26 protein-coding genes are annotated in these 24,824 nt (G+C 65.3%); 14 read left to right on the top strand and 12 right to left on the bottom strand.

From position 1 onward, the window contains the following. The first annotated feature begins 80 nt into the window (after positions 1–80). The 4 genes from fdhA to CIK75_RS09790 all read left to right on the top strand — a co-directional run bounded on the left by fdhA (position 81) and on the right by CIK75_RS09790 (position 3,670). Positions 81–1,301: a formaldehyde dehydrogenase, glutathione-independent gene (gene fdhA, locus CIK75_RS09805; protein ID WP_096223983.1), complete on the top strand. Its 1,221-nt coding sequence runs from the start codon at positions 81–83 to the stop codon at positions 1,299–1,301. Positions 1,302–1,488: 187 nt separating this feature from the next. Then, the gene (locus tag CIK75_RS09800; RefSeq protein ID WP_096223981.1) at positions 1,489–2,043 is read left to right on the top strand and encodes a type 1 glutamine amidotransferase domain-containing protein; all 555 of its coding nucleotides are present in this window, start codon (positions 1,489–1,491) and stop codon (positions 2,041–2,043) included. Between the two features lie 46 nt (positions 2,044–2,089). Further along, positions 2,090–2,665: a DNA starvation/stationary phase protection protein gene (locus tag CIK75_RS09795; protein ID WP_096223979.1), complete on the top strand. Its 576-nt coding sequence runs from the start codon at positions 2,090–2,092 to the stop codon at positions 2,663–2,665. Positions 2,666–2,899: 234 nt separating this feature from the next. Further along, positions 2,900–3,670, top strand: coding sequence for a YggS family pyridoxal phosphate-dependent enzyme (locus tag CIK75_RS09790; RefSeq protein ID WP_198962423.1), 771 nt, complete (start codon positions 2,900–2,902; stop codon positions 3,668–3,670). Between the two features lie 149 nt (positions 3,671–3,819). Here CIK75_RS09790 and CIK75_RS09785 read toward each other — a convergent pair whose 3' ends face one another. Continuing rightward, entirely contained in the window at positions 3,820–4,773 is a 954-nt protein-coding gene (locus tag CIK75_RS09785) for an acyl-CoA thioesterase (protein ID WP_086996025.1), read from the bottom strand. Between the two features lie 92 nt (positions 4,774–4,865). Here CIK75_RS09785 and CIK75_RS09780 point away from each other — a divergent pair, with 92 nt between their 5' ends. Together CIK75_RS09780 and CIK75_RS09775 are read left to right on the top strand one after the other, a co-directional pair. Next, entirely contained in the window at positions 4,866–5,300 is a 435-nt protein-coding gene (locus CIK75_RS09780) for a hypothetical protein (protein WP_086996266.1), read from the top strand. 57 nt (positions 5,301–5,357) lie between these two features. Continuing rightward, the gene (locus CIK75_RS09775) at positions 5,358–5,825 is read left to right on the top strand and encodes a pyridoxamine 5'-phosphate oxidase family protein (RefSeq protein WP_179204228.1); all 468 of its coding nucleotides are present in this window, start codon (positions 5,358–5,360) and stop codon (positions 5,823–5,825) included. A gap of 31 nt (positions 5,826–5,856) precedes the next feature. On the opposite strand, the gene CIK75_RS09770 is transcribed toward CIK75_RS09775, so the two are convergent. Continuing rightward, positions 5,857–6,615: a helix-turn-helix domain-containing protein gene (locus CIK75_RS09770; protein ID WP_086996021.1), complete on the bottom strand. Its 759-nt coding sequence runs from the start codon at positions 6,613–6,615 to the stop codon at positions 5,857–5,859. Between the two features lie 33 nt (positions 6,616–6,648). Then, complete coding sequence (locus CIK75_RS09765) at positions 6,649–7,455, bottom strand: SDR family oxidoreductase (protein WP_343251897.1); 807 nt, start codon at positions 7,453–7,455, stop codon at positions 6,649–6,651. A gap of 95 nt (positions 7,456–7,550) precedes the next feature. Between CIK75_RS09765 and CIK75_RS09760 the strand changes: the two genes are divergently transcribed. Beyond that, entirely contained in the window at positions 7,551–8,135 is a 585-nt protein-coding gene (locus CIK75_RS09760; RefSeq protein ID WP_086996016.1) for a TetR/AcrR family transcriptional regulator, read from the top strand. A gap of 14 nt (positions 8,136–8,149) precedes the next feature. Here the strand turns inward: CIK75_RS09760 and lhgO are convergent, their stop codons facing one another. From lhgO to CIK75_RS09730, 6 genes are all read right to left on the bottom strand, one after another. Then, on the bottom strand, positions 8,150–9,355 hold the full coding sequence (gene lhgO / locus CIK75_RS09755; protein ID WP_096223973.1) for an L-2-hydroxyglutarate oxidase: 1,206 nt from the start codon (positions 9,353–9,355) through the stop codon (positions 8,150–8,152). A 19-nt stretch (positions 9,356–9,374) separates the two neighbouring features. Further along, positions 9,375–9,887: a DinB family protein gene (locus CIK75_RS09750; RefSeq protein WP_096223971.1), complete on the bottom strand. Its 513-nt coding sequence runs from the start codon at positions 9,885–9,887 to the stop codon at positions 9,375–9,377. Between the two features lie 86 nt (positions 9,888–9,973). Then, positions 9,974–11,665 carry an ABC transporter ATP-binding protein gene (locus CIK75_RS09745; RefSeq protein ID WP_241895390.1) on the bottom strand — a complete coding sequence of 564 codons (1,692 nt, stop codon included), beginning with the start codon at positions 11,663–11,665 and terminating at the stop codon, positions 9,974–9,976. Between the two features lie 11 nt (positions 11,666–11,676). Beyond that, a complete protein-coding gene (locus CIK75_RS09740) occupies positions 11,677–12,669 on the bottom strand; it encodes an ABC transporter permease (RefSeq protein WP_086996006.1) in 993 nt (330 codons plus the stop codon). Then, entirely contained in the window at positions 12,662–13,588 is a 927-nt protein-coding gene (locus tag CIK75_RS09735) for an ABC transporter permease (protein WP_086996003.1), read from the bottom strand. The genes CIK75_RS09740 and CIK75_RS09735 overlap by 8 nt, the downstream gene beginning before the upstream one ends. Before the next feature lie 147 nt (positions 13,589–13,735). Next, entirely contained in the window at positions 13,736–15,373 is a 1,638-nt protein-coding gene (locus CIK75_RS09730; RefSeq protein WP_096223967.1) for an ABC transporter substrate-binding protein, read from the bottom strand. A 385-nt stretch (positions 15,374–15,758) separates the two neighbouring features. On the opposite strand from CIK75_RS09730, the gene CIK75_RS09725 reads away from it, so the two are divergent. Further along, the gene (locus CIK75_RS09725) at positions 15,759–16,211 is read left to right on the top strand and encodes a hypothetical protein (RefSeq protein ID WP_086995997.1); all 453 of its coding nucleotides are present in this window, start codon (positions 15,759–15,761) and stop codon (positions 16,209–16,211) included. Here CIK75_RS09725 and CIK75_RS09720 read toward each other — a convergent pair whose 3' ends face one another. Together CIK75_RS09720 and CIK75_RS09715 are read right to left on the bottom strand one after the other, a co-directional pair. After that, complete coding sequence (locus CIK75_RS09720; protein WP_096223965.1) at positions 16,212–17,474, bottom strand: M20 family metallopeptidase; 1,263 nt, start codon at positions 17,472–17,474, stop codon at positions 16,212–16,214. It abuts the gene before it with no gap. A 119-nt stretch (positions 17,475–17,593) separates the two neighbouring features. Continuing rightward, a complete protein-coding gene (locus CIK75_RS09715) occupies positions 17,594–18,067 on the bottom strand; it encodes a DUF6326 family protein (RefSeq protein WP_096223963.1) in 474 nt (157 codons plus the stop codon). A 164-nt stretch (positions 18,068–18,231) separates the two neighbouring features. Here CIK75_RS09715 and CIK75_RS09710 point away from each other — a divergent pair, with 164 nt between their 5' ends. Beyond that, positions 18,232–19,380, top strand: coding sequence for a histidine kinase (locus CIK75_RS09710; RefSeq protein ID WP_158225935.1), 1,149 nt, complete (start codon positions 18,232–18,234; stop codon positions 19,378–19,380). Then, positions 19,377–20,027 (top strand): response regulator transcription factor, encoded by a 651-nt coding sequence (locus CIK75_RS09705; protein ID WP_096223959.1) that lies wholly within the window; start codon positions 19,377–19,379, stop codon positions 20,025–20,027. The genes CIK75_RS09710 and CIK75_RS09705 overlap by 4 nt, the downstream gene beginning before the upstream one ends. A 40-nt stretch (positions 20,028–20,067) precedes the next feature. Here the strand turns inward: CIK75_RS09705 and CIK75_RS09700 are convergent, their stop codons facing one another. Continuing rightward, positions 20,068–20,811 carry an FCD domain-containing protein gene (locus CIK75_RS09700; protein ID WP_241895389.1) on the bottom strand — a complete coding sequence of 248 codons (744 nt, stop codon included), beginning with the start codon at positions 20,809–20,811 and terminating at the stop codon, positions 20,068–20,070. Between the two features lie 125 nt (positions 20,812–20,936). Between CIK75_RS09700 and CIK75_RS09695 the strand changes: the two genes are divergently transcribed. The 4 genes from CIK75_RS09695 to CIK75_RS09680 are packed head-to-tail and all read left to right on the top strand — an operon-like array spanning position 20,937 to position 24,817. Continuing rightward, entirely contained in the window at positions 20,937–21,737 is an 801-nt protein-coding gene (locus tag CIK75_RS09695) for a (Fe-S)-binding protein (RefSeq protein ID WP_096223957.1), read from the top strand. Then, entirely contained in the window at positions 21,734–23,245 is a 1,512-nt protein-coding gene (locus CIK75_RS09690) for a lactate utilization protein B (RefSeq protein ID WP_096223955.1), read from the top strand. The genes CIK75_RS09695 and CIK75_RS09690 overlap by 4 nt, the downstream gene beginning before the upstream one ends. Beyond that, positions 23,245–23,883, top strand: coding sequence for an LUD domain-containing protein (locus CIK75_RS09685; RefSeq protein ID WP_198962422.1), 639 nt, complete (start codon positions 23,245–23,247; stop codon positions 23,881–23,883). The genes CIK75_RS09690 and CIK75_RS09685 overlap by 1 nt, the downstream gene beginning before the upstream one ends. Before the next feature lie 13 nt (positions 23,884–23,896). Then, positions 23,897–24,817, top strand: coding sequence for a macrolide 2'-phosphotransferase (locus tag CIK75_RS09680; RefSeq protein ID WP_096223953.1), 921 nt, complete (start codon positions 23,897–23,899; stop codon positions 24,815–24,817). The last annotated feature ends 7 nt before the right edge of the window (positions 24,818–24,824 follow it).

Here is a 24,824-nt window from a genome sequence, read left to right as displayed (position 1 = left end):
GAAGGAAGTGATCGTTCGCTTGCACGGGCCAAACCACGCTGGGAACCACTTGAAAGCTCTTCCGAAAGGATCGAAAGCACATGTCTGAAAATAGAGCCGTTGCCTATAAGGGAACCGGCAAGGTCGAGGTCATCGATACCGCCTACCCCACCTTCGAACTCCAGGACGGTCCGGGGGTCCACCCGGACAACGTCGGGCGGAAGGTCCCGCACGGAGTCATCCTTCGCACCGTCGCCACCAACATCTGCGGCTCGGACCAGCACATGGTCCGCGGGCGGACGACAGCACCGATCAATTTGGTCCTCGGTCACGAAATCACCGGGGAGGTCGTCGAGGTCGGCCCTGATGTGGAGTTCATCAAAGTCGGGGACATCTGCTCGGTCCCGTTCAACATCTCCTGCGGCCGCTGCCGCAACTGCAAGGAACGCAAGACCGGGATCTGCCTGAACGTGAACCCCGATCGCCCTGGCAGCGCCTACGGCTACGTGGACATGGGTGGCTGGGTCGGCGGTCAGGCCGAGTTCGTTCTGGTCCCCTACGCCGATTGGAATCTGCTGAAATTCCCGGATCGGGATCAGGCGCTGGAGAAGATGATGGACCTGACCATGCTCTCCGACATCCTGCCCACCGGCTACCACGGCGCTGTCACCGCGGGGGTCGGCGTCGGCTCCAGTGTCTACGTCGCCGGGGCGGGTCCTGTGGGTCTGGCAGCTGCCGCCAGTGCGCGTTTGCTCGGCGCCGCCGTGGTCATCGTCGCGGATATGAACGACGAGCGGCTGGCTCAGGCGCGTTCCTTCGGCTGCGAAACCATCAACGTCGGGGATGGCGATCCGGGCGATCAAATCGAGCAGCTGCTGGGCGTCCCTGAAGTCGACTGTGCCATCGACGCCGTCGGTTTTGAGGCACGCGGGCACGGCGGCGGCAAGGAAGCAGCAGAGGCTCCCGCCACCGTGCTGAACTCGCTGATGGACGTCACAGCGGCCGGCGGATCGCTTGGCATACCCGGGCTGTATGTCACCGGCGATCCGGGCGCCGCCGACGAGGCGTCGCAGAAAGGTTCGCTGTCCCTGTCCCTGGGCACGGGCTGGGCCAAGTCGCTGTCCTTCACCACCGGGCAGTGCCCCGTCATGAAATACAACCACGGGCTGATGATGGCGATCCTTCACGACCGTATCCATATCGCCGACGCCGTGAACGCACAGGCCATCGGACTCGAGGATGCACCGCGTGGCTACGCGGAGTTCGATGCCGGGGCGGCGACGAAGTATGTGCTGAACCCCAACGGCTACCTGAAGAACTAGCCGGATAGCCGCGGAAGCCGGGTCGACGGACTGCTGTCGGCTCGGCTTCCGGTGCGTCCCGGCACCACACCAGGACGACCCTCCTGCCGACTACGCAGCCAGCGAAAACCGGGACAGCCGCTTGCCAGCACTGCGTCGCAGTGAAAGGCTTGGAATTATTGACTCCCCCTCGAAAGGAGCATCAATCATGAACGATCTAAACGGCAAGACGATCCTCATTGCGGTATCGAACCGCGGCGTTGAACAGGACGAGCTCACGGTCCCGCTGCAGCGGCTGCGCGCCGCGGGAGCCGAGGTCACCGTCGCGGCCCCGAAACCCGGCGAAGTCGAAACCCTCGTCGGTGATTGGGAAACCGGCGACCGGGTTCCGGTGGATGCCACCCTCACCGATGTCGACGACGCAGGTTACGACCTGCTGCTGTTGCCCGGTGGCACGCTCAATGCCGATGCGCTCCGACTGGATGCAGATGCCCAACGCATCGCGAAGGCCTTCGCCGCCTCGTCCCGCCCGGTCGCCTCGATCTGCCACGGCCCGTGGCTGCTGGTGGAGACCGGCTTGACCCGTGGCAAGACGCTCACCTCATACCTCTCCATCAAGACGGATGTCCAGAACTCCGGTGGCACCTGGAAGGACCAGGAGGTCTTCCGTTGCCCCGCCGACGGGTGGACCCTGATCACCTCTCGAAACCCGGGCGATCTGGACGCGTTCGTGGGCGCCATCGACGCGGAGCTCTCCGCGTAGGCCCGCACCTAACACCCCACCGATCCTCAACAGAAGGAGCAATACCGTGGCCTCCAAAAACACCACCCATGCCAGCTACACCGTCCCGGGTCTGACCCTCAAGGACGGCCATCAGGTCGGCGATAAGCTGCAGATGCGCCTCCATGCTTTGAACGATCTTCAGCTCACCCTCAAGCATGCCCACTGGAACGTCGTCGGTCGTGACTTCATCGGAGTCCACGAGATGCTCGATCCGCAGATCGATCAGGTCAGGGCCATGATCGACGCCATTGCCGAGCGCATGGCAACCTTGGGTGTTTCCCCCAACGGGCTGGCTGGCGCCCTGTCCAAGGCCCGCGACTGGGATGACTACGACATCCAGCGTGCCGGAACCGCCGAGCATCTCGCCGCTTTGGATCAGGTCTACAACGGCGTCATCGGAAGCCACCGCGACGCCCGTGCGGCGGTGCAGGACCTTGACCCCATCACTGAGGACATGCTGATCAGCCAGATCGCCGAGCTGGAACTCTTCCAGTGGTTCATGCGCTCCCATCTGGAGGATAGCCAGGGGACGTTGGACGACGCCGGCGCCCGCACCGAGAAGGGCGCAGCCGCCAAGGTCAAGGGCTCCACGAAGAAGTAGCATCGGTGCCGGTTTCGCCGGTCCTCCGAAGTACGACGTCGGGCCGTGGACACATGAGGTGTCCGCGGCCCATTGTCGTCCCCGGCACGTGACGGGCGTGGCTCCTGGGGTCGTCCGGGACGCCAACCGGTATTTTCGGCGTGCGTTGACCGCGAGTCTCTAGCCGTCGGCGGGGTCCTCCTCTACGACGAACATTCCCAAGTGGACCAGATGTGCAACGCGTATGGTTCAACCATGAGCACCCCGAACTACCCGCCCGCCGAAACGCGGGAGGACCTTGCCAAGAATCTGCAGGCCGTTCAGGATCGGATTTCCTCCGCTGCGCAACGGGCCGGTCGCGCAACTGATGAGGTCCGTCTCCTGCCGGTCAGCAAGACCATCGACGAAGCCCACATCCGGCTGGCTGTTGATGCCGGCTGCTGTTGGTTGGGCGAAAATAAGGTGCAGGAGGCCCACCACAAATGGGAAGCAATGTCCGACCTTGACGAGGTCAAGTGGTCAGTGATCGGACATCTGCAAACCAATAAGGCCAAGTTTGTCGCCCGGTTCGCCAGCGAGTTCCAGGCCTTGGATAGCTTGCGTCTGGCCGAGGCATTAGATCGCCGGCTTCAGGTTGAGGGGCGTAGCCTGGACGTCTTCGTGCAGGTGAACACCTCCGGTGAAGCCAGCAAATACGGTGTCGAGCCCCACGAGGCCGGGGACTTCATCGCCGAACTGCCGACGTTCAGCAGTTTGCGGGTTCGCGGGCTGATGACGCTCGCGGCCTTCAGCACCGACGAGGCCAGAGTCCGACGTTGTTTCTCCACCTTACGTACCCTGCGCGACCAGATCCGCCAGGACGCCCCCGACCCCGCGGTCCTGGAGGAACTATCCATGGGGATGTCGGGTGACTTCGAATGGGCCATCGACGAAGGAGCGACCGTCGTCCGGGTGGGTCAGGCGATCTTCGGGCCGCGTCTGCTTCCCGACAGCTACTACTGGCCGGCGGCCGGCACCGGCTCCTGATCCGAGTGGAGCCAGTCCTTCCCGGAGCATGTCTCGGCGATGTGGCTGGCCGGTATTTCGCCGGCGGCCAGGCCGCCCGGGACGCCGCAGACGATAGACCGGTGTCGGTGGCATGGCCCGACACCTGCAGCCTAGTTCTCCGGTGAAGCCTAGTATTTTCTTTCGGTGGCGAACTGTAGCGGTGGAACCTCGGCACGCCGGAGGATCAGTTCCAGGGCATGGTCGTCCAACCGCCGGTCCTCGTCGTTGACCGGAACCCACTGCGGGACCGGTGAGGCATGGCCGTCCTCGTCGCGTGTGACGAAGATGCTCATGCAGCGGGTGGTTTCCCGCCAGGAATCAGAGCGCGGGTCCCGGGCCCTGACGTGGACGGCGATGTGCATGCTGTGCGGACCCGTATGGATCAGCCGGGCCTCGAGTTCGACGACGTCGCCGATGTGGATGGGGTTCAGGAAATGGATGCCGCCCGAGTAGACGGCCACCGAATCCCTTCCGCTCCAGCGCGTGGCACAAGCCCGGGCTACCTCGTCGATCCACCGCATCACGATCCCGCCGTGGGCGTTGCCACCCCAGTTCACGTCGGTGGGTGAGGCGAGGAACCTGAACATTTCCTGCGGGGCAGTTCCGGCGTCGGTGTACTTCTGGGCGCGCATGAGGTCGCGGATCGCCGCGCGGGCCTCGACCCGGTCCTCGACCCAGCGGGCCAGCTGCGCCGTCTCTGCGTCGGAGGCCTCCCACGGTTTCACCGGTTTCGGCCGTTTCTCTTCATCCATGGCGACGAAGGCCAGAATGCAGTCCATCGCGGGCCTGAATTCCCTCTTGCTCACGTCCGCTGCATCGACGGTGACGACCACCTGCATGCTGGTGCGCCCGGTGTGCACGATGCGGGCGGTGACCTCGATCAGATCGCCATTGCGGATGGGTCGGGTGAAGTGCACGTTCCCGACATAGGCGGTGACGCAGTAGCCACCGGCGTATCCGACCGCGCAGGCGTAGGCTGCCTGGTCGATCCATTCCAGGATCCTTCCGGCCTGGACCGTCACCCCGTCCTCGGACACATCGGTGGGGGCCGCCAGGAAACGCAGCTTCATCACGTCGTTCATCCGTTGATCGTATCCATGACAGGCGCCGCTACGGGCATCTGCCCTGCTAGCCTTTCGTCATGAAGCGCCCGTTCGTCCAAACGGCCCAGAGCATGCTGGCCCCCGCCACGGAAAAGGTCTCCCGGGGCCGGTTCGTCGGCGCTGTCCTCCTCGGCGCGTTCCTGGTATTCGCCGGAACGAGTCATCTGAGCTTTGCCCGCACGGAATTCACGGCGCAGGTGCCGCAGTGGGTCCCCCTTGACGCCGATGTCGTGGTCCTGGTCTCCGGAGTCGTGGAGATCGGCCTGGGTGCGGCCTTGGTGCTGTGGCGTCGACGCCGCGTTCTCGTGGGTTGGGCCGTCGCGGCCTTCTTCCTGGCTGTGTTCCCCGGCAACATCTCGCAGTACGTCACTGGTACGTCTGCGTTCGGGCTCGATAGTGATGGCTCACGGCTGGTCCGTCTGTTCTTCCAGCCCGTCCTGATGCTCTGGGCCCTGTGGTCCACGGGGGCTTGGAGGGCACTGCGCAGGGCGGTCCGCGAACGCTGATTCCTGCGTCATCTCCCGACCTACCAATAACGAGCTACCGAGCCTATGCTCGGGAACATGACGAAGGATCAGGGTTCCTCCACACAACGTCTGGAGGTCAACGAGTGCTGGACGTTGCTTCGGAGTGTCTCGGTGGGACGTTTGGCTGTCTGGGTCGAAGACCACCCGGACATCTTCCCGGTCAACTACGCCGTCGACCACGGAACCGTCGTCTTTCGCACTGGTGCGGGGACGAAGCTTTCCGCGGCGCTGGCGGATCATCCGGTGGCTTTCGAGGTGGACGGCGTCGACCAGTCCACGGGTGTCGCCTGGAGTGTCAACCTCAAGGGTGCGGCCGAACTCCTGACCTCCACGGAGGAGCTCGTGGAGAGTTTCTCGCTGATGCTCTTCCCGTGGGAATCGGGCCATAAGGACGCCTTCGTTCGCATTACCCCCGCCTCGACCACGGGGCGCAGGTTCACCATTTCCGAACCCACCGAGTGGTGGACCGTCAATTCCCGCGCTCCCCACGCCTCCGACGAATAGTCGATCATCCCGGTCTCTTGGGGTGCTGCCCCTAAAGTGCCTGCCCGGTTTCCAGCCAGGATTTCAGTGAACTGTAGATCTCGGGCGTATCGCGTTGCGCTGCGGCGGCACTGCTTCCCACCAGATCGAACAGGGTCACTGTGAGCAGGGTGACGGCTCCGGCGTCGTCCACTGGTTCGAGGAGATAGTCGATGATGCCGGCGGGTTCGACGGTCGTGGCTTCGTCCCATCGCGCGTCGAACGTCATCCGCAGGTGCCCGGGTGGATCGATCTCCAGGATCTCGCCGCCGATCAGGGTGTAGCCGTCGGCGGCCTGGGTGTAGGGGGTTCCGGGGAGCCAGCTGGATTCGGTGGTGCTGCCATAGAGCCAGGGACGGGGTTCACCGGAGGCCGTCAGGGCTTCGAAGACCCGCTCGGCGGCGGCGCGGATATGGATCGCATAGACGGTGGTGGGGCGGTTGTCGTGAATGGCGGTCATGGGGGCATCCTCCAGATGGCGTCCGAAAGCGAGGAGGCCGGCGGCCGCATCGCGGGTGTAGTTCGAGAGCCAGCGTTGCTGGAGCTCGAGAAGCGGGACGGCATTGAGGTAGTGCAGTTTGCGGCGGCCGGACTTCACCGTGGTGAGGAGTCCGGCCGCCTCGAGGATGCCCAGGTGTGAACTCACACCGAACCGGGTCATCTGCGGCAACCGTTCCGCGAGGTGTCCGAGCGTTTGCCCGTCCTCCTCCTTGAGGGCATCCAGCAGGGCCCGGCGGCTCGCGTCGCCCAGTGCCTTGAAGATGTCGTCCATGGAACCATTAATAGGTGACTATTTACTCACATGTCAAGAAGTAGGGGCCTTTTGCCGCCGCCCGACAAAGTCATCCATCGTGTTGTTCACGCCCAAAAGGTTGGCCACCTTGTCGAAGAGCGGTACGGGCAGCAGGCGCAGCGGTGGGAGGGACAGGACGGCGCGAGGCATGACGAGCCGCTGCTTCCCGGCCTCGATCGAGTCCAGCATCCGGGCCACGACGTATTCGGGCTTGAGGATCGGCAGGATCAAGGGGTATTTGGTTTTCACGCCCTCGAACATGCCGGTGGAGATGTAGTAGGGGCACACCACCATGGAGTTGACCCCTGTACCATCCTTGGCCAGTTCCACCCTCAAGGATTCGGCGAATCCGAAGGCGGCGAACTTGCTGGCCGAGTAGTCGGTCTGCTTGGCCACCCCGACCATCCCCGCGGCACTGGATACGGTGACCACGGTGCCCTTGCGACGCTCGATCATCCCGCCCAGGAACGCGCGGGTGACCCAGTACAGGGCCATCACGTTGACCTGGATGGTGCGCTCGAGTGCGTCTTCGGAGGCGTCGAGCAGCCGTTTGCCGCTGACGACCCCGGCATTATTGACCACGACGTCGACGGCTCCGGTCTGCTCGGCGGTGTCACGGACGGCGGCCCGGTCGGTCACGTCCACCGCAAAGGACTCGGAGTCGGCGCCCAGGGCCCGCACTTCGTCACGGACCGCCCGCCCGGAGGCTTCTGATAGATCCCAGATGATGATGCGTGCTCCGCGGCGCGCGGCGCCCAGTGCGAGCAGTCGGCCGATGCCGCTGCCTCCACCGGTGATCAGGACTGTCTCGTTCTTCAAGGGGTGGCGCATAGTGCTCCCGTTCCGGTGGGGTTTAACGATCATCACCCCACATTGAACCAGTGTTCGATGGATTGCAACGCTAGGCTTGGCCCATGGGGGGAATCAAAAAGCCCGAGGGCGAAAGACGAAACGACATCATGAACGCCGCCACATCGGTGGCTTTGGGCGGCGGAATCGAGGCGGTGACCTCCAGAAGCGTCGCCGCCGAGGCAGGTCTATCGATCGGCCTGATCTACTTTTATTACGACTCCAAGGAAGGCCTCCTGCACGGACTGCTGGATCATCTGCTGGACAGTATTCTCGGTGGCCCACCTCCCGGGTTCGGCGATGACCTCCCTCCCCGTGCCGCCTTGATTGCCATGGTGGCCAAGCAACTCAGGGGACTACCGTCACGGCGTGGCGAGGTGGATCTCATCTTCCAGTTCTACTTCCTGCGTCACCATGATGAGTACCGTGCCCCCATCAACGCGGCACTGGACCACTACGGAGCCAGCCTGGAACCGGTGACCGAACGCATCGTGGAAGGCACCGGAATGTCGGCCCAGGCACTGCGTTCGACCCTGGCTTCGCTGATCTACGGCGCTGCCATGAACGTGGCGCGCCAGCCGGAGGAGTTCAGCCCCGAGCTGCTCCTGCAGGTCGTGTCCACCTTGGTCCCCGAGCATCAGGGACACTAGCTGACCGGCGCTGTTCAGCGTCCGGGGGTGAAGCCCAGATACTCCTGCAGCACATGCTCCGCGATCGCCATCGCCGAGGTGGCCGCCGGGGAGGGGGCATTGCGTAGCAGCGTGACGGCTCCGACCTGGTCGACGGCGAAGTCATCAACCAACGACCCGTCCTTATCCCAGGCCTGGGCCCGCACCCCGGCCGCCGATTTCGAGGCCAGATCGGAGGACTGCAAGGCGGGGACGAACCTGCGGGCCTGCTGGAAGTAGAGGGGCTTGAGCAGTGAGGCGGAGATTTCTCGGGCCCCCATCAGCCAGTGTTGCTTGGCCAAGGCCGGCGCCCCGGGCCAGCGGAGGGATTCGAGGGTGTCCCGCACCGACACCTGCCGCCACCGGTAGCCTTCCCGGGCCAAGGCGGGCACGGCATTCGGGCCGGCCTGGACGTCGTCGTACACCCCGCGGGTGAAGTGAACGCCCAGGAAGGGGAAACGCGGGTCAGGGACCGGATAGATCATGCCCTTCACCAGGTCTTGACGGCCCGGGGCCATGGCCCAGTATTCTCCGCGGAAGGGCAGGATCTTCGGCGACGGGGAAGCTCCGACCATCCGGGCAATCACGTCTGACTGTAGGCCGGCGCAGACGATGAGCCGGTCGAAGACGTGGGTTCCTGCCGTGGTTGAAACGGTCACCGAGCCGGCGGCGGTGGAGACCGCGGTGACTTCCTGGCCCAGCAGAATGGCCCCTCCGGCACGACGGAGGTCATCGGCCAGGGCCTCGGTGATGGCCGAATAGTCCACGACGGCGGTATGGGGTGAATGCACTGCCGCGACACCGGCGACCTCGGGTTCGATCTCGCGCATCGCCCCGGCATCGAGCCGACGCACGCCGGGAACCCGGTTTTCGCGGGACCGCCGTTCAATATCGTCCAGTCGGGGCAGCTCATCCCGGGTGAGGGCGACGACGAGCTTGCCGAGCTCACGGTAGGGCAGGGAGCGCTCGTGGCAGAAGTCGCGGGTCATCTCCCGGCCGCGGGCACAGAGGGTGGCCTTCAGCGAACCGGGTGGGTAGTAGAGCCCCGCATGGACGACGCCGGAATTATGGCCCGTCTGGTGTGCTGCCAGACGAGCCTCCTTCTCGATGACTGTCGCCGCAACGTCTGCGGTACTGGCCAGGGCGCGAGCGATGGCGATGCCCACGATGCCTCCGCCGATGATCCCGACCCGTTCAGCCATGCCCCTGCCTTTCGTCGTTTCAGACCCCCGTGGCCCCGTCAATCCTCTCGCGCAGAATATCCGCATGCCCACAATGCCGAGCGTACTCACCGATCATATGGCTGTAGATCCATCGCAGGCTCACCTCGGCGCCCAGGAAGGCTGCGGTGTCATCCAGGGAACGCGCCGCACACGTGGCCCGAGCGGCGGCGACCTCGGCCTGCCACAGTCCAACGACCGTGCCGAACGGGACGTGCGGATCAACCTCGAAGCCGCCGTCGTGCCCTTCAGGAGTCCTTCCACCGGGGTGGATGGCCGGTAGTTCCTCTGCGGCCAATACCCGACGGAACCATTGGCGTTCCACCTCACTGAGGTGCTGGAGCAGCCCCTGCAGGCTCAGCGTCGAAGGTGCTGCAGATGCTTCTCGCAGGGCCTCGGCATCGACACCCTCACAGATGAGCAGCAGGGTCGCCCGGTAGTAGTCGAGCCAGGCATCGAGGGTTTCTCGTTCGGCGGCGTTCGGGGGCGGCATGCTGCGCTCGGTGGTGGTCATGGGGCCATCCTGCCATCCGCCACCGACAGCTCGGCCCGCCATCCCGTGCAGGGATGACGGGCCGGGCCATGCCGTCCTGGCGAGGGTCAGGCCACCTCGGGAGGCAACATCAGACCGGCGCCGGGGATGGCGTCGAGCAACGACCGCGTGTACTGCGTCTGCGGATTTTCGAAGACGTCGTCGGTACTGCCGGTCTCCACCAGCTTCCCCTTCTCCATCACGCACACATGATCAGCGATCTGACGGACGACGGCCAGGTCGTGAGTGATGAACAGGTAGCTCAGCCCCAGTTCTGACTGCAGGTCAGCCAAGAGGTTGAGCACCTGGGCCTGCACGAGCACGTCCAATGCCGACACTGCCTCGTCACAGATCACCACTTCCGGATCCAGTGCGAGCGCCCGGGCGATGGCCACACGCTGGCGCTGGCCGCCGGAGAGCTCATTCGGGAACCGCTGCATCATCGATGCCGGCAGGGCCACCTGTTCCAGTAGAGCCCTGACCTTCTGCTCGCGCACCTTACGGTCGCCGATCTTATGCACCCGAAGGGGTTCCTCGATGGTGCGGAAGATGTTGTACATCGGGTCCAACGAACCGAACGGGTCCTGGAAGATCGGTTGAACCCGACGCCGGAATTTGAACATCTCCTTGCGCGAGAGCGTGGTGATGTCCACGCCGTCGAACAGGATGCTGCCCTCCGAGGCGTCCTCCAGCCCCAGCACCAGCCGGGCCACCGTCGACTTGCCCGAGCCGGATTCGCCGACGACCGCCGTCGTGGTGCCCCGCTTGATGCTCAGCGACACTTCGTCCACGGCACGGAATTCGGTGGTCTTGCCGACGCCTCCGCGGATCTTGTAGTTCTTGACCAGATCCTTGACCTCGATGACATTGTCCGCAGCCAGCGGCCGGTCAACCGTCAGTTCCTCCTCCGTTTCCTGCCCGCGTTCCTTGGCCGATTCGATCCGGCGTGAGGCCAGCGAGGGTGCCGAGGCCACCAGACGCTGCGTATACGGGTGGCGCGGGTTGGTCATCAGTTCCACGGCGGGCCCTGCCTCGACGACCTGGCCCTTGTACATCACCACGACCTTATGGGCGCGTTCTGCCGCGAGCCCGAGGTCGTGGGTGATCAGCAGGACCGCGGTGCCCAGGTCATCGGTCATGGTGTCCAGATGGTCCAGGATCTGGCGTTGCACCGTGACATCGAGGGCCGAGGTGGGTTCGTCGGCGATGAGCAGCCGCGGCCGGCAGGACAGCCCGATGGCGATCAGCGCCCGCTGGCGCATGCCCCCGGAGAACTCGTGCGGGTACTGGTTGGCCCGCTCCTCGGCCCGCGGCAGGCCGGCCTCGGAGAGGACCTTGGCCACATCCTTCTTCTGGTGCGGAAGGCCATTGGCGCGCAGCGTCTCCTTGACCTGGAAACCGATCTGCCAGACCGGGTTCAGGTTCGACATCGGGTCCTGGGGGACCATGCCGATGGAGGATCCACGCAGCTCGACCCGGCGCTTCTCCGAGGCGTTGGTGATGTCCTCGCCGTCGAAGAGCAGGGTCCCGCCGGCGATGCGGCCGTTGGTCGGCAGCAGGCCGATCGCCGCCAGGGCGGTGGTCGATTTGCCGGAACCGGATTCGCCGACGATCGCCACGGTTTCCCCGGGAAGGATGGTCAGGTTGGCTTGGCGGACCGCCTCGACCTCACCGTTTCCGGTCTTGAAGCTGATGGCCAGATCACGCAGTTCCAGCAGCGGACGCGGCATCGAGGCTTCGTCGATGGTTTCGTTGTTCATGGTTTCACCGTTCATCGTTTGCGCGCCTTCGGATCCAGAGCGTCCTGCAGCGCGTCACCGAGCATGATGAAGCTCAGCACCGTCAGCGACAACGCCAGGGCCGGCCAGAACAAGGCCATCGGGTTGGAGCGCAGCGAGCTCTTGGCCGAGAAGATGTCATTGCCCCAGGACATCACGTCAGGGGGCAGTCCGATACCCAGGTACGACAGCGTGGACTCGGCCACGATGAAGATGCCCAGGGTGATCGTCGCGATCACGATGACCGGTGCCAGCGAGTTCGGGATGACGTGGCGGATCAGTGCACCGGTTCGGCTCACACCCAGCGATCGGGCGGCGATGACGAAGTCCGCTTCGCGCACCTCGATCACCGCTGCCCGGGTGATGCGGGCGATCTGCGGCCAGCCGAAGGCCGAGAGGATCAGCACGATGGTCCAGACGTTGCGGTTCTCCTGGAAGAACGGGATCTGCACCACGACGATGGCGCCCAGGATCAGCGGCAGTGCGAAGAAGATATCGCCCAACCGTGCCAGCACGGCATCGACCCAGCCGCCAAAGAAACCGGAGATGGCTCCGACGGTCCCGCCGAAGATCACGATGGCGATCGTGGCGAACAGGCCGATGGTCAGCGAGGACTGCGTCCCATACATCACGCGGGCGAGAATATCGCAGCCCTGCTGGGTGAAGCCCAGCGGATGCCCGGGAACCGCGCCGCCGTCGGAGTTGGCCAGTTGGCAGTTCGCGTTGGGTTGTTCGTTGGTGAACAGCCCCGGGAACAGCGCCACGAAGACCACCGAGATGATCAGGATCGCGCTGATGATGAACAGTGGCTGGGTGCGCAGGTTCCGCCACGCTTCGAGCCAGAGGGAGACCGGTGCCGCGTCGGAGACGGAACTGTCGGTGGCCTGCAACGGGGTTTCGTCCGGGTCGGCCACATAGTGTTCGATCGGGTATTTGGAAATCTTGGCACCGCGGACGGTGGGACGGTTTTCGGTGTTCTCAGGCATATCGGATCCTCGGGTCCAGCCACGCGTACAGCAGGTCTACCAGCAGGTTGGCCAGGACGAAGACCACAATCAGTACGGTGACGATCGAAACGACAACGGGGGCCTCCCCGTTCAGCACGGCGCGGTACAAGGTATTGCCCACGCCGTTGACGTTGAAGATTCCCTCGGTGACGATGGCTCCACCCATCAGGGCGCCCAGGTCGGCACCCAGGAACGTCACCACCGGAATCATGGAGTTGCGCAGCACGTGCACCGTCACCACGCGGCGGCGGCTCAGCCCCTTGGCGGTAGCCGTGCGCACATAGTCGGCGCTGGAGTTCTCGATGACCGCGGTGCGGGTCAGCCGCAACACGTAGGCGAAGGACACCAACCCCAAAACGAGAGCGGGCAGGATCAATTCGGTGAACCCTGCGTCACCGCTGACCGTCGGATTGGCCCATTCAAGTTTGACACCCACCACGAACTGCATCAGGAAGCCCAGGACGAAGATCGGCACGGCGATGACGAGCAGCGAGAAGACCAACACGGTCGAGTCGAAGAACTTGCCCTTTTTCAGGCCGGCGAACAGCCCGATGGTGATGCCAAAGACGGCTTCGAACGCCAAAGCCATGAGGGCCAGGCGCGCCGTGGTGGGGAAAACACGGGCCAGGATGTCAGCGATCGGCTGGCCGGCGAAGTTGGTGCCCAGGTCAAAGGTGAAGATGCCCTTGAGGTAGAGGAGGTACTGGATCCAGAAGGGCTGGTCCAGGTTGTACTGCTCACGCAGTGAAGCTTCGACCGCGGGGGTACAGCCCTTTTCGCCGCAGATGGCGGCGGTGGCGTCCCCTGGGAGGCTGAAGACGAGGAAGTAGATCAGCAGCGTCGCGCCCAGGAAGACCGGGATCAGCTGCAACAGTCGGCGGAGGAGGAATCTGCCCATCAGCGGTGGGCCTTTCGTGCTGAAGACGCCCGATCGGGGCGTAGGGAGTTTGACATGCTTTTTACCTTTTGGGTGAGGCAGGAATGCGGGGCCCGCCCCCGTGATACGAAAGCGGGCCCCGCGTGTGACTGAGGGGTGTTCTGTCCCCTACTTGCCGGTGATGGCGTAGTACAGCGGCACGCCGTTCCAGCCGAACTCGACGTTGTCCACGTTGTCGCTCCAGCCGCCCTGGGCCACCTGGTACCACAGCGGGATGGCCGGGAGGTCCTCCAGGAGCATCTCCTGGGCCTCGTTCATCGCCTTGGAGCCGTCCTCGACGTTATCGGCGGACAGGCCCTTGCTGATGGCGTCGTCGAACTTCTTATTCTCGTAGACGGCGTCATTGGAACCGGCACCCGTGGTGTAGATCGGGCCCAGGAAGTTGGCCAGCGACGGGTAGTCTGCCTGCCAGCCGGAGCGGATGGCACCGGTCAGCTTCTGCGCGGTCGCATCCGTGCGGACCTCCTTGAAGGTGGCGTACGGCTTGCCGGCGACCTTGATGTCGAGGTTGTTCTTGATGTTGTTCACCACGGCCTCGACCCAGGTCTTGTGGTCGCCCTTATCGGCGTTGTACGCGATCGTCAGCTTCTCCGACGTGTCGTACGGCTCGATCTTCTCGGCCTTCTTCCACAGTTCCTTGGCCTTCTCGGGATCGTAGTCAAGGTTCTCGCTGCCCGGGATCGAATCCGAGTAGCCGTCGAGCACCGGTGCGGTGAATTCCTTCGCCGGGGTGCGGCCGCCGTTGAAGATCACGTCGGTGATTTCTTCACGGTTGATGGCCATGGAGATGGCCTGACGGCGCAGCTTGCCTGCCTCGCCCTTCCAGTTGTCCAAGTAGTACGGGATGGCAATCGTCTGGTTGCCGGCGTACGGCGACTCGATGGAGCGGTCACCCAAGTCGTTCTTGAAGTTCTTGATATCCGAGGTCGGGATGGTCTTGAGGACATCCAGGTTGTCGGAGATCAGGTCCTGGTAGGCGGTGGTGTCGTTCTGGTAGATCTTGAACGTCACGCCACCGTTCTTGGGCTTCTGCGGGCCATCGTAGTCCTCGTTGGGGACCAGCTTGATCTGGGTTTCGTGCTCCCAGGCGCCCTCGCCGTCGAACTCATACGGGCCGTTGCCGACCGGGTTCTCGCCGTACTTCTTCGGGTCCTTCAGCGCCTCTTCCGGCATCGGATAGAACGCGCTGTAGCCCAGACGCAGCGGGAAGTCGGATTCGGGCTGCTTGAGCTTCACGGTGAACGTGGTGTCGTCGACGACCTTCAGGCCGGACATCTCATCGATCTTCGAGCCTTCGGCGCTGGCCTTGTCGTAGCCCTCGATGCTTTCGAAGAAGTATCCGCTGAGCTGGGCGTTCTTCGCTGCAGCACCGTAGTTCCAGGCGTCGACGAAGGAGCTGGCGGTGACCGGATCACCGTTGGTGAACTTCTGGTCGGCCTTGAGCTTGATGGTGTAGTTCTGCGAGTCGTCGGTATCGATCGACTCGGCCATCTCGTTCTGCGGCTTGCCATCAGCGTCGTAGCTGATCAGGCCGGCGAAGATGAGGTCCAGGACGGCTCCGCCGCCGACCTCATTGGTGTTCGTGGGAATCAACGGGTTCTGTGGCTCGGCGCCATCAACGACGATGACCCGGCTGGTGTCCCCTCCACCATCGGCGGCGTTGTCGCCTCCGCCGCCGCAGGCGCTCAGGCTCAACGCAACTGCTGCTGCGACGCCGAGGATTTTTGAAGTGCGCGAATAACGCATTCTTGCTCCTTGTGATGCCGGACGGCGGGGTGGATTACCCATGACACCGCTTCGGCTACTTGTCGGTATTTTCAAGCCCTCATCGTGTTGTGAAGCACTTGTTAACAAGTAGCCTAAAGCATTCAGCCCACTGAATGTGACCCCAATCATCGGCCGGGGTGTCACAGCACACCCTGCCACCCCGGGCGATATCGCCCACGGAAGCCCCCAGAGGCAGCTCCCGGTCGCTGTGCAGGGTGCCCTGTTCGATGGGCGGGATGACAGGCCGGAACCAGCCATCTGAGCTTCGCCCGCCGCTCCTCCTGACATCTACCGCTGACAGAGCCGTCGGTGACCCGTAGGCTCGAACCCACCGACGATCCACCCGCCGGAGAAGGGAGCCCTCATGGACGAGGACCACAGGACCGAGGACCACGACCGCCCCGCACCGGAACACCGGATCCCCGATGGAGTCGATGCCGCGACCGTGGAGGCGCTGGGCAAGCTCTCCGAGGCGTTGGAGCTGGTCGAGGACGCGCGCGGAAGCCTCTATAACTTCCACCGCAAGACCGGTGGCGCCGATCTTGCCCTCGGCGAGGCCGTGGAGATGCTCCGCTCCGCCGGTCATGAGGACGTGGCCACGCGCCTGGAGGAGGAACTGGTGGGCCGCAACGTCATCGAGGGACGCTGGACGTTCCAGATCATCGAGGACTACGACGACGGCTATTACACGGAATTTCGCCGGCAGGAAGCCGCGGCCCGCAACGAACTCGCCAGCGGCAAAAGGCATCTGCACGAGGCCCGGATGAAGGAGGAACGCCGGACCCACGGCAAACGCCATCACGAGGCCCGGCCCTGATCAGCCCTTGCCGCGGGCCAGCCGTCTGATCGCCAGGGCCGCATACAGCGCCGCTCCATCGGGGAGCACGTCGTCGGCAAAAACGGCCTGCGCGGAGTGGTTATAGGGGGCAGTGGCCGGGTCGACGCCCTCGGGCACGGCAGACAGGAACGCGAAGGAACCGGGCACCAGATCCAGGACCCGGGAGAAATCCTCCGAACCACCCAACGGGTGGGGCATCTCCACATGGCGTTCCGGCCCGAAAAGCTCCCGGATGACCTGCGTCGCGGCAGCAGTCTCGGCGGGGTCGTTCACGGTGACCGGGTATTCCGGGAGGTAATCCACCTCCACTGCCACACCATGGGCCTCGGCGATCCCCTGCAGCAACCGCGGAATCGCGGTCCGCAGGCGATCATTGGCCTCCGCCGAATACGATCGGATGGTTGCCTCGAAAAAGGCCTGATCGGGGATGACATTGCGGGCCGTGCCGGCACGAACCACGCCGACGGTGAGAACCACCGGATCGAAAATATCGAATTGGCGGGTGACCATGGCCTGTAGCGCGGTGATCATTTCTGCCGCAGCGGTGATCGGGTCCCGGGCCAGATGCGGGGCCGATCCGTGCCCTCCGGCACCGCGTACCGACACGACGAGGCCGTCTGCGGCGCTCATGATCGGCCCTTCACGGGTCAGCAGCACTCCGCCCGGCGCCAACGCGCTGGTCACATGGAGTCCGTAGGCTGCGTCGACTCGGCGACCAGCAGCCTCCAGAACCCCCTCCTCGATCATGACCGATGCGCCGTCGCACCCCTCCTCCCCCGGTTGGAACATCAGCACCACGTCCCCGGGAAGCTCTTCGCGGCGGGCCGCCAGCAAGGAAGCGGCCCCGGCGAGCATGGAGGTATGCAGGTCATGACCGCAGGCGTGCATGGCCCCGTCGATCTGCGAAGCGTAGTCCAGCCCGGTCTCCTCGTGGATGGGCAGGGCGTCCATATCCCCGCGCAAGAGTACGGCGGGCCTCTGCCCGGCGCCTTCGGTGTCGTTGCTCGGTTGCTGCCCGCCGCCCCGGAGCACAGCGGTCACCGAGGTGGTGCGGTTCCCCGTAAAGACCTCGAAGCCCAGCCCGTCGAGCCAGTCCAGGACCTTCTGTTGGGTACGGGGAAGATCGAGCCCGACTTCGGGCTCGCGGTGCAGCCGGTGCCGCAGGTCGGTGATCTCGGGGTGAAGTGCGCGGGCGTCGGCCAACAGGCCGGCCGTGAGATCCGCTGAGGATGCGGGTGCCATGGGGTCCTCTCGAGATGTGGTGCCGGAGCTGTAAAACGCCCCGGCACACCCCAGCGTAGACCCGGCCCGGATTCATTGACGGCGCACCCAGGCCACGGCCGGGGCAGCTCCTCGATGCCTCAGGTCGCTGGGGTTTCACTGGAACTGGCCAGCGGAAGCGCCGGGTGGGAACGTTGCCGCCAGATCCACGCGGTACGCCCGATCATCAGCAGAAGAAGCAGCTCGACGACGCTGCCCACCAGGTAGTACGTCCACCTCTCGCCCAGGGCCGTCACCACGATGGAGACGATATAGAGCAAACTGATGACGATGTTGGCGGCCCGGTTCACCCTGGCCCGAGCCAGGAGCGAGACGACAATCATGAGGCTGGGGACCAGGATGTAGACAGTCGTCAACGCCAGGAAGGTCTGATTGATGGCCACCGCGGTACCGGAGACCCGTCCGTCGAGCGCTCCCCGGAGGATATCGGCCCGCCAGAATCCGAAGATGTCGACATAGGCGAAGATGAAGAGCACGCTGGTCCACAGCCCGCTGAGCACGATCCTGTCGTCGATCCGGGAGTCCTGCCGACCTGTCGTTTGGTTCCTACGCATCACGGATTCACTTTCATCGAGGGTGGGGAGTGGTTCTTGGCTCCAGTGTGGGCCGGGCATCCCCGGCAGCACACCGGCCCGCAGGCCTGAATCGACCTGGCCCTTCGGCCGGGTACCGGCTGGTCTTTCGGCCGTTCCGTTGCCGGCACCGCTCTTCTATGCTGATGAACATGTGGAGTGTCGCCAGGTCGCTGTGGGTCGAGCCGCCCGCTCGGGGTGCGTCGGCTGGTATCCGCTGGTATGACGGCCTCCTCGCGGCGGCCGTGGCCGTTGCGGCGGGCCTCGAGGCGATCGTTGGGCCCGGTCCCGTGTGGCTCATCATGCTGATGGGGCTGGCCGTGACCGTGGCGGTGCTGATCCGGCGAGCGCACTGCCTGGCCGCCGTCGTTCTGGCTTTCGGGATGTTCGTTCTCGTGGATCTGGGCACCGTCGTTTCCGGTGCGGACCCGGTGGCTCTCTCGAGCGGGGTCGCCGTGCTCGTTGTGGTCTATGCGCTCTTCCGGTGGGCCGCCGGACGGGAGGTCCTCCTCGGCGCCGGGGTGATCATGATCGAACTTCTGCTCAGCATCCTGACGGACTTCAGTGGGCCGGCGGACGCGATCGGTGGGGCAGCAGTCCTGGTGTCGGCGGCCGCCGTGGGGGCTGCCAGACGCTATCGGGTCCTGGTGCGGGGTCAACTGATCGAACAAACCAGGCTCCAGGAGCGGGAGCAACTGGCCAGGGATCTCCACGACACGGTCGCCCATCACGTCTCCGCGATGGCCATCCAAGCCCAAGCGGGTCTGGTCCTGGCTCGTTCGGCATCGGCGAGCGGCGCCCTTGAGGCCCTGGAGATCATCGAGCGCGAAGCCGCCACCACCTTGCAGGAAATGCGGGCCATGGTCGGCAGCCTGCGCGGTACCGGCGACCGGTCACCGGCTGCCTCGGGGGGCCAGCTGGCCGATCTGCAGAACCTGGCCTGCCGTGGACCCGGGCTTCCCCGGGTCGAGGTTCAGTTGCGGGGCGATCTGACGGGCCTGCCTGCGGGGGTGCAGGCTGGCCTCTATCGCGTGGCCCAGGAAGCGGTCACGAATGCGAAAAGGCATGCACGACGAGCCACCCTGATCGACGTCACCGTCGTGGCCTGTAGCGCCGAGGTGAGGCTCGGGGTCGTGGACGACGGAGCAGCCACCACCGGTGGTGTCCCCGGCTATGGGTTGATCGGCATGGCCGAGAGGGTCCAGCTGCTCGGGGGGACCTTCCATGCCGGGCCCGGGGCCGAACACGGCTGGCTGGTCACGGCAGTTCTCCCCCGCCCGGGAGCCGCATCATGACACTGCGGGTGCTCATTGCCGATGATCAAAGCATCATTCGGGCCGGGCTGAGCACGATTCTGGACAACCAGCCCGGCCTGAACGTCATCGGCCAGGCTGCCGATGGGCGGGAGGCCGTGGATATGGCTCTGCGGTTACGCCCCGACGTCTGTCTGCTGGATATCCGGATGCCGAACCTTGATGGCATCGAGGCAACCCGCCTGTTGGCCGGGCCCGGCGTGAAGAGGCCGCTCGCCGTCGTCGTGATCACCACCTTCGACACCGATGAACATGTCTACGGGGCGCTGAAGGCTGGCGCGCGGGGGTTCCTCCTCAAGGGCGCCTCACCCGAACAGCTCGTCCAAGCGGTCCACGCCGCCGTCCGGGGCGAGGCACTCATCGATCCCGGGGTGACGGCCCGGCTCCTGGCCCACTTCACCCGTCGCGTCCCGGCCCGCCCTCCCGAGCCCCTCGATCCCCTCACCACCCGTGAGGAAGCAGTGCTCCTGGGTGTCGCGGGCGGACGGACCAATGCGGAAATCGGTCAGGACCTGCATATCAGCCTGAGCACCGTGAAATTCCATCTCGGCGGCCTCATGGCCAAACTTCAGGCCCGGAATCGAGTCGAATTGGCCATCTGGGCCTACGAGACCGGGCGCAGGGAGTGAACCGCCACCAACCGTCCAGGAGGCTTCCCACGCGGCACGCTCACGCCCCGCGCAGGTCAGTTGATTCCTGGTGGAACCATTCGATATGTTCGCGCAGCAAACGGGCCGCTTCGGCCCCTTGTCCGGTGGATACCGCCGCCATGATCGCATGGTGCTGGGCCCGCAGGACCTCGGCGATGGGTTCCCAGGCGGCGTCGCTGCGCACCGATTCGCGCACATAATCCCCAATGGACAGCCGCAAGGACTCCATCATGGCTTCGATCACCGCATTACCGGCCAGCCCGGAGAGCAGCACGTGGAAGCGGGCGTCCATCGCATGGAACCCGGCACGGTCCAGCTGCGGATCGTCCATGGCTTCGAGGAGATCCCGGGCCGCACCCAGCAGGCGCTCGGAGCGTTCGGGGTCGGAATCCAGGTTCGCCGTGTTCGCGGCCCAGGTTTCCAACAGGATGCGGGTTTGGACGATCTCTTCGACACTGAGCCGGGCCGATGCGACGTGCATGCGCAAGGCGGTGGCGATCCCGGTGGCCGGTTCGGAGATCACCACGGCCCCGGCCCCTGGACCGGAGCCGGTCGAGGTGCGCACCACGCCCATGACGTCGAGGATCCGGATGGCGTCGCGGACCGAGGCGCGGGAGATACCGTGTGTTTCGGCCAGCAACCGTTCGCCGGGCAGCTGGTCCCCCACCTTCAGCTGCCCATGGCGCAGTTGGTCCTCGATGGCGTCCAGGACTGTCTGGTAGGCCTTCGGCGTCGGCACCCCGGCAGGGTTTTCGGTGGTCACCCGGTCATTCTTCCATGGTCCGACCACCGGCGGTGCGGGACGCTGGACGATGGGCCGCCACACCCCTATAGTGGTCTGACCACATAGCCCATGGCTCGCCCGACGACGCCACCGGAAGGCCCTGAATGAAAATCGCCCTCTTTGCCACCTGCATCGTCGATGGCATGTACCCGAGCACCGCACGGGCCACCGTCTCGATCCTGGAACGCCTCGGGCACGAGGTCGTGTTCCCGAAAGGCCAGGCCTGCTGCGGCCAAATGCATATCAACTCCGGCTACTTCGCCGAAGCGGTGCCGGTGATCGCCAACCACGTCGAGGCCTTCGACAGAGCCGACTACGACGTGGCCGTGGCCCCTTCGGCCTCCTGCGTCGCCTCGGTGAAGCACCAGCACCCGATGATCGCCGAGCGCGCCGGCGATACCGGGCTCAAGAGCCGGGCCGAGTCGGTGGGGGCGCGCACCTATGAGCTCTCCCAGCTGCTCACCGACGTCCTGGGCATCACCGATGCCGCGGCAGAACTCGGCAGCTGGTTTCCCACCTCGGTGACCTACCACCCCTCCTGCCACGGGATGCGGCTGCTGCGTCTTGAGGACCGCCAGCTGTCCCTCCTGCGCACCGTCGAGGGCATCACGGTGGCCGATCTGCCCGAGGCCGACCAGTGCTGCGGTTTCGGCGGGACCTTCTCGATGAAGAACGCCGAGGTCTCCTCGGCCATGCTCGACGACAAGGCGGGCAACATCATGTCCACCGGCGCCTCGCTCTGTACCGGGGGCGACGCCTCCTGCCTGCTGCATATCGGTGGCGGGCTCTCCCGCTCCGGCGCCGCCGCCGGCACCCTGCACTTCGCCGAAATCCTCGCCAGTACCCGGGAGCACCCCTACGACGCCGGAACCGGGCACCACACGAAGGCGCAGGTGGCCCGATGAGCGCCGTCTTCGTCGGCATGCCGTCGCTGCCCGCCTACGGGATCGGGAACCTGCATGCCACCGAGTCCTTCCCCGATGCGGCCGAGCACGAGCTGGCCAACGGGCAAATGCGCACCAACCTGCGCCATGCCACCCACTCCATCCGCGATAAACGGCTGAAGGTCGTCGGGGAACTACCCGACTGGGAGGATCTTCGTTCTGCCGGGTCGGCGGCCAAGGAAGCGGCCATGGCCGATCTGCCGGCCCTGCTGGCCCAGTTCGAGGAGAACTTCACGGCCCGCGGTGGGATCATCCACTGGGCCCGTGACGCCGACGAGGCCAATCGGATCGTCGCCTCCCTGGTCAGCGAGCAGGACACCCGGGAAGTCGTGAAGGTCAAGTCGATGGCCACCGAGGAGATCGGGCTCAACGACCACCTCGCGGCCGAGGGAATCGAGGCCTTCGAAACCGATCTGGCCGAACTGATCGTCCAGCTCGGCCACGATAAGCCCAGCCATATCCTGGTCCCGGCCATCCACAGGAACCGCTCGGAGGTCCGTGAGATCTTCCTGCGCGAAATGCCCGACGTCGACCCGGACCTCACCGATGATCCGCGCCAGCTGGCGATGGCCGCCCGGGCCCATCTGCGGCGCAAGTTCCTCTCGGCCAAGGTCGCCATCTCCGGCGCCAACTTCGCCGTGGCCGATACCGGAACGCTCGGCGTCGTCGAATCCGAAGGCAATGGCCGGATGTGCCTGACGCTGCCACACACACTGATCACCGTGATGGGCATCGAGAAGTTGCTCCCCCGCGCCGAGGACCTCGAGGTCTTCATGCAGCTGCTCCCCCGCTCCTCCACCGGGGAACGGATGAACCCCTACACCTCCTTCTGGACCGGCGTCCACGCAGACGACGGGCCGCAAAACGTGCACCTGGTCATGCTCGACAACGGGCGCACCGCAGCCCTATCGGACCGGTACGGACGCTCGGCGCTGCACTGCATCCGTTGTTCGGCCTGCATGAACGTCTGCCCGGTCTACGAGCGCACCGGCGGCCACGCCTACGGTTCAACCTACCCGGGGCCGATCGGTGCGATCCTCTCCCCGCTGATGACCGGCATCAAGGCGGAGGAAAATAATTCGCTGCCCTACGCTTCCAGCCTGTGCGGGGCCTGCTTCGACGCCTGCCCGGTGAAGATCAACATCCCCGAAATCCTGGTGCACCTGCGCGGCAAGGACGTCGATTCCCGGCGTGGAAAGCCCCGGCTGCCCTCGGAAATGGACCTGATGATGAAGGGTGCCCAGTGGGCGTTCTCCTCCGGTCGGCACCTGAACCTGGTGGAAAAGGCCCTGCCCTTGGGCCGGTTGGCTGCCGGACGGGATCACAAGATCAAACGCCTTCCCGGACGTCTGGCCGGCGGGTGGACCGCCTCCCGTGATATCCCGGCACCGCCGAAGAAGTCCTTCCGGGACTGGTGGGCCTCCGAACACGACGCCGGGGACACCGGCACCGGCAAGGACGGCAAATAATGGGCGCCCGCGAAGAAATCCTGGAACGCATCACCTCGGCCCTGGCCGATGAGCCCGCCATCCCCGAGGTCCCGCGTACCTACCGCCGGTCCGCCGATCTGTCGGGGCAGGCCATCGAGGCGATGCTGGTCGAACGACTCGAGGACTATCAAGCCCACGTCGACGTCGTGTCCTCCGCCGGGCTCCCGGGGACCCTCGAGACACTCCTGGAGGAGGCCACCGGCTACGTGGTCCCCCCGGGGCTGCCCGAGTCCTGGTTCGACGTCGATGGGCTGCGGGCCGACGACCGGCGGGTCACCGACGCCCCCGGCCACCGGTTGTCCGTGCCCGAACTCGATGCGCTCTCCTCCGTGGTCACCTCCTCGACGGTGTCCGTCGCCGAATCGGCCACGATCGTCCTGGACGGCTCCGGCGACCAGGGCCGGCGGGCCATCAGCCTGGTGCCCGATCAGCATGTGTGCATCGTCCCGGCGTCGTCCATCGTCCAGATCCTGCCCGAGGCCATGTCACGGATCGAGATCACCCGGCCGCTGACCTGGATCTCCGGCCCCAGCGCCACCAGCGATATCGAGCTCGAACGGGTGGAAGGGGTCCACGGGCCGCGGCGTCTGGACGTCGTCATCGTCACCGACCTCTGAGACAATACTGTCCATGAGCACCGACCTGCCGGAAACCCCCGAAGACGTCCGCGCCCTGGCCTCCCGCCACGATCTGGCCCTGGCCGAAGAGGGCATCACGTTCAACGAATCGGGGCTCGACTACCGGGTCGCGTTCGGCCACGAGGACTCCGAAGTATCCCAACAGTGGGTGCTGCGGATCCCGCGCCGCGAGGACGTCTCCGCCAACCTCGGCGAGGAACGGGCGATCCTGGATTTCGTGCGACCCCGGCTGTCGGTCGCCGTCCCCGACTGGCGGATCAGCACCGAGGAGCTCATCGCCTATCCGTTATTGCCCGGTTTCCCTGGCCTGACCCTGGACGACGCCGGTGAGCCGCTGTGGAACGTCGACACCGAATCAGAGGCCTATGCCGATTCGCTGGCCCGGCTGCTCGCCGAACTACACACCCTGGATACGGATCAGGCCCACGCTGCGGGCGTTCCGCATGAGGACCCCGAGCAGGTCAGGGCCCGGTGGCGCGCCGATCTGGAACGGGTACGTGCCGAGTTCGTGGTCTCCGACGACCTGGTCGGCGGATGGGAGGCCTGGTTGGCCGATGACGGTTTATGGCCGCAGTCCACCGTGTTCACCCATGGGGAGCTCTACCCGGCGCATCTGCTGCTCGATGAGCATGAAGACATCGTTTCGGTGCTGGATTGGACCACGGCGCGGGTCAGCGATCCGGTGGTCGATTTCGCGTTTCATTGCATGATCTCCAGCGCCGAGATCTTCGAACGGACCGTGGCCCGCTATACCGAGCTCACCGGGCGGGAGGAGCCCCGACTGGCCGAACGCTGCGCCTCGTTGTTGGCGGCCAGCCCGCTGAGTCATGCGCTCTACGCACTGGCCACCGGACTGGAGGAACACCGGGCCGCCGCCGCGAGCATGCTCAACCCGGAGACCTCTGACCACTAACCGCCGG

Origin of the sequence: Glutamicibacter sp. BW78, from assembly GCF_002332245.1 — a bacterium.
Classification (GTDB): domain Bacteria; phylum Actinomycetota; class Actinomycetes; order Actinomycetales; family Micrococcaceae; genus Arthrobacter_H; species Arthrobacter_H rhombi_A.
The sequence above is the reverse complement of the archived record's forward strand: the minus strand, read 5'-3'. Positions and strand labels throughout refer to the sequence as shown.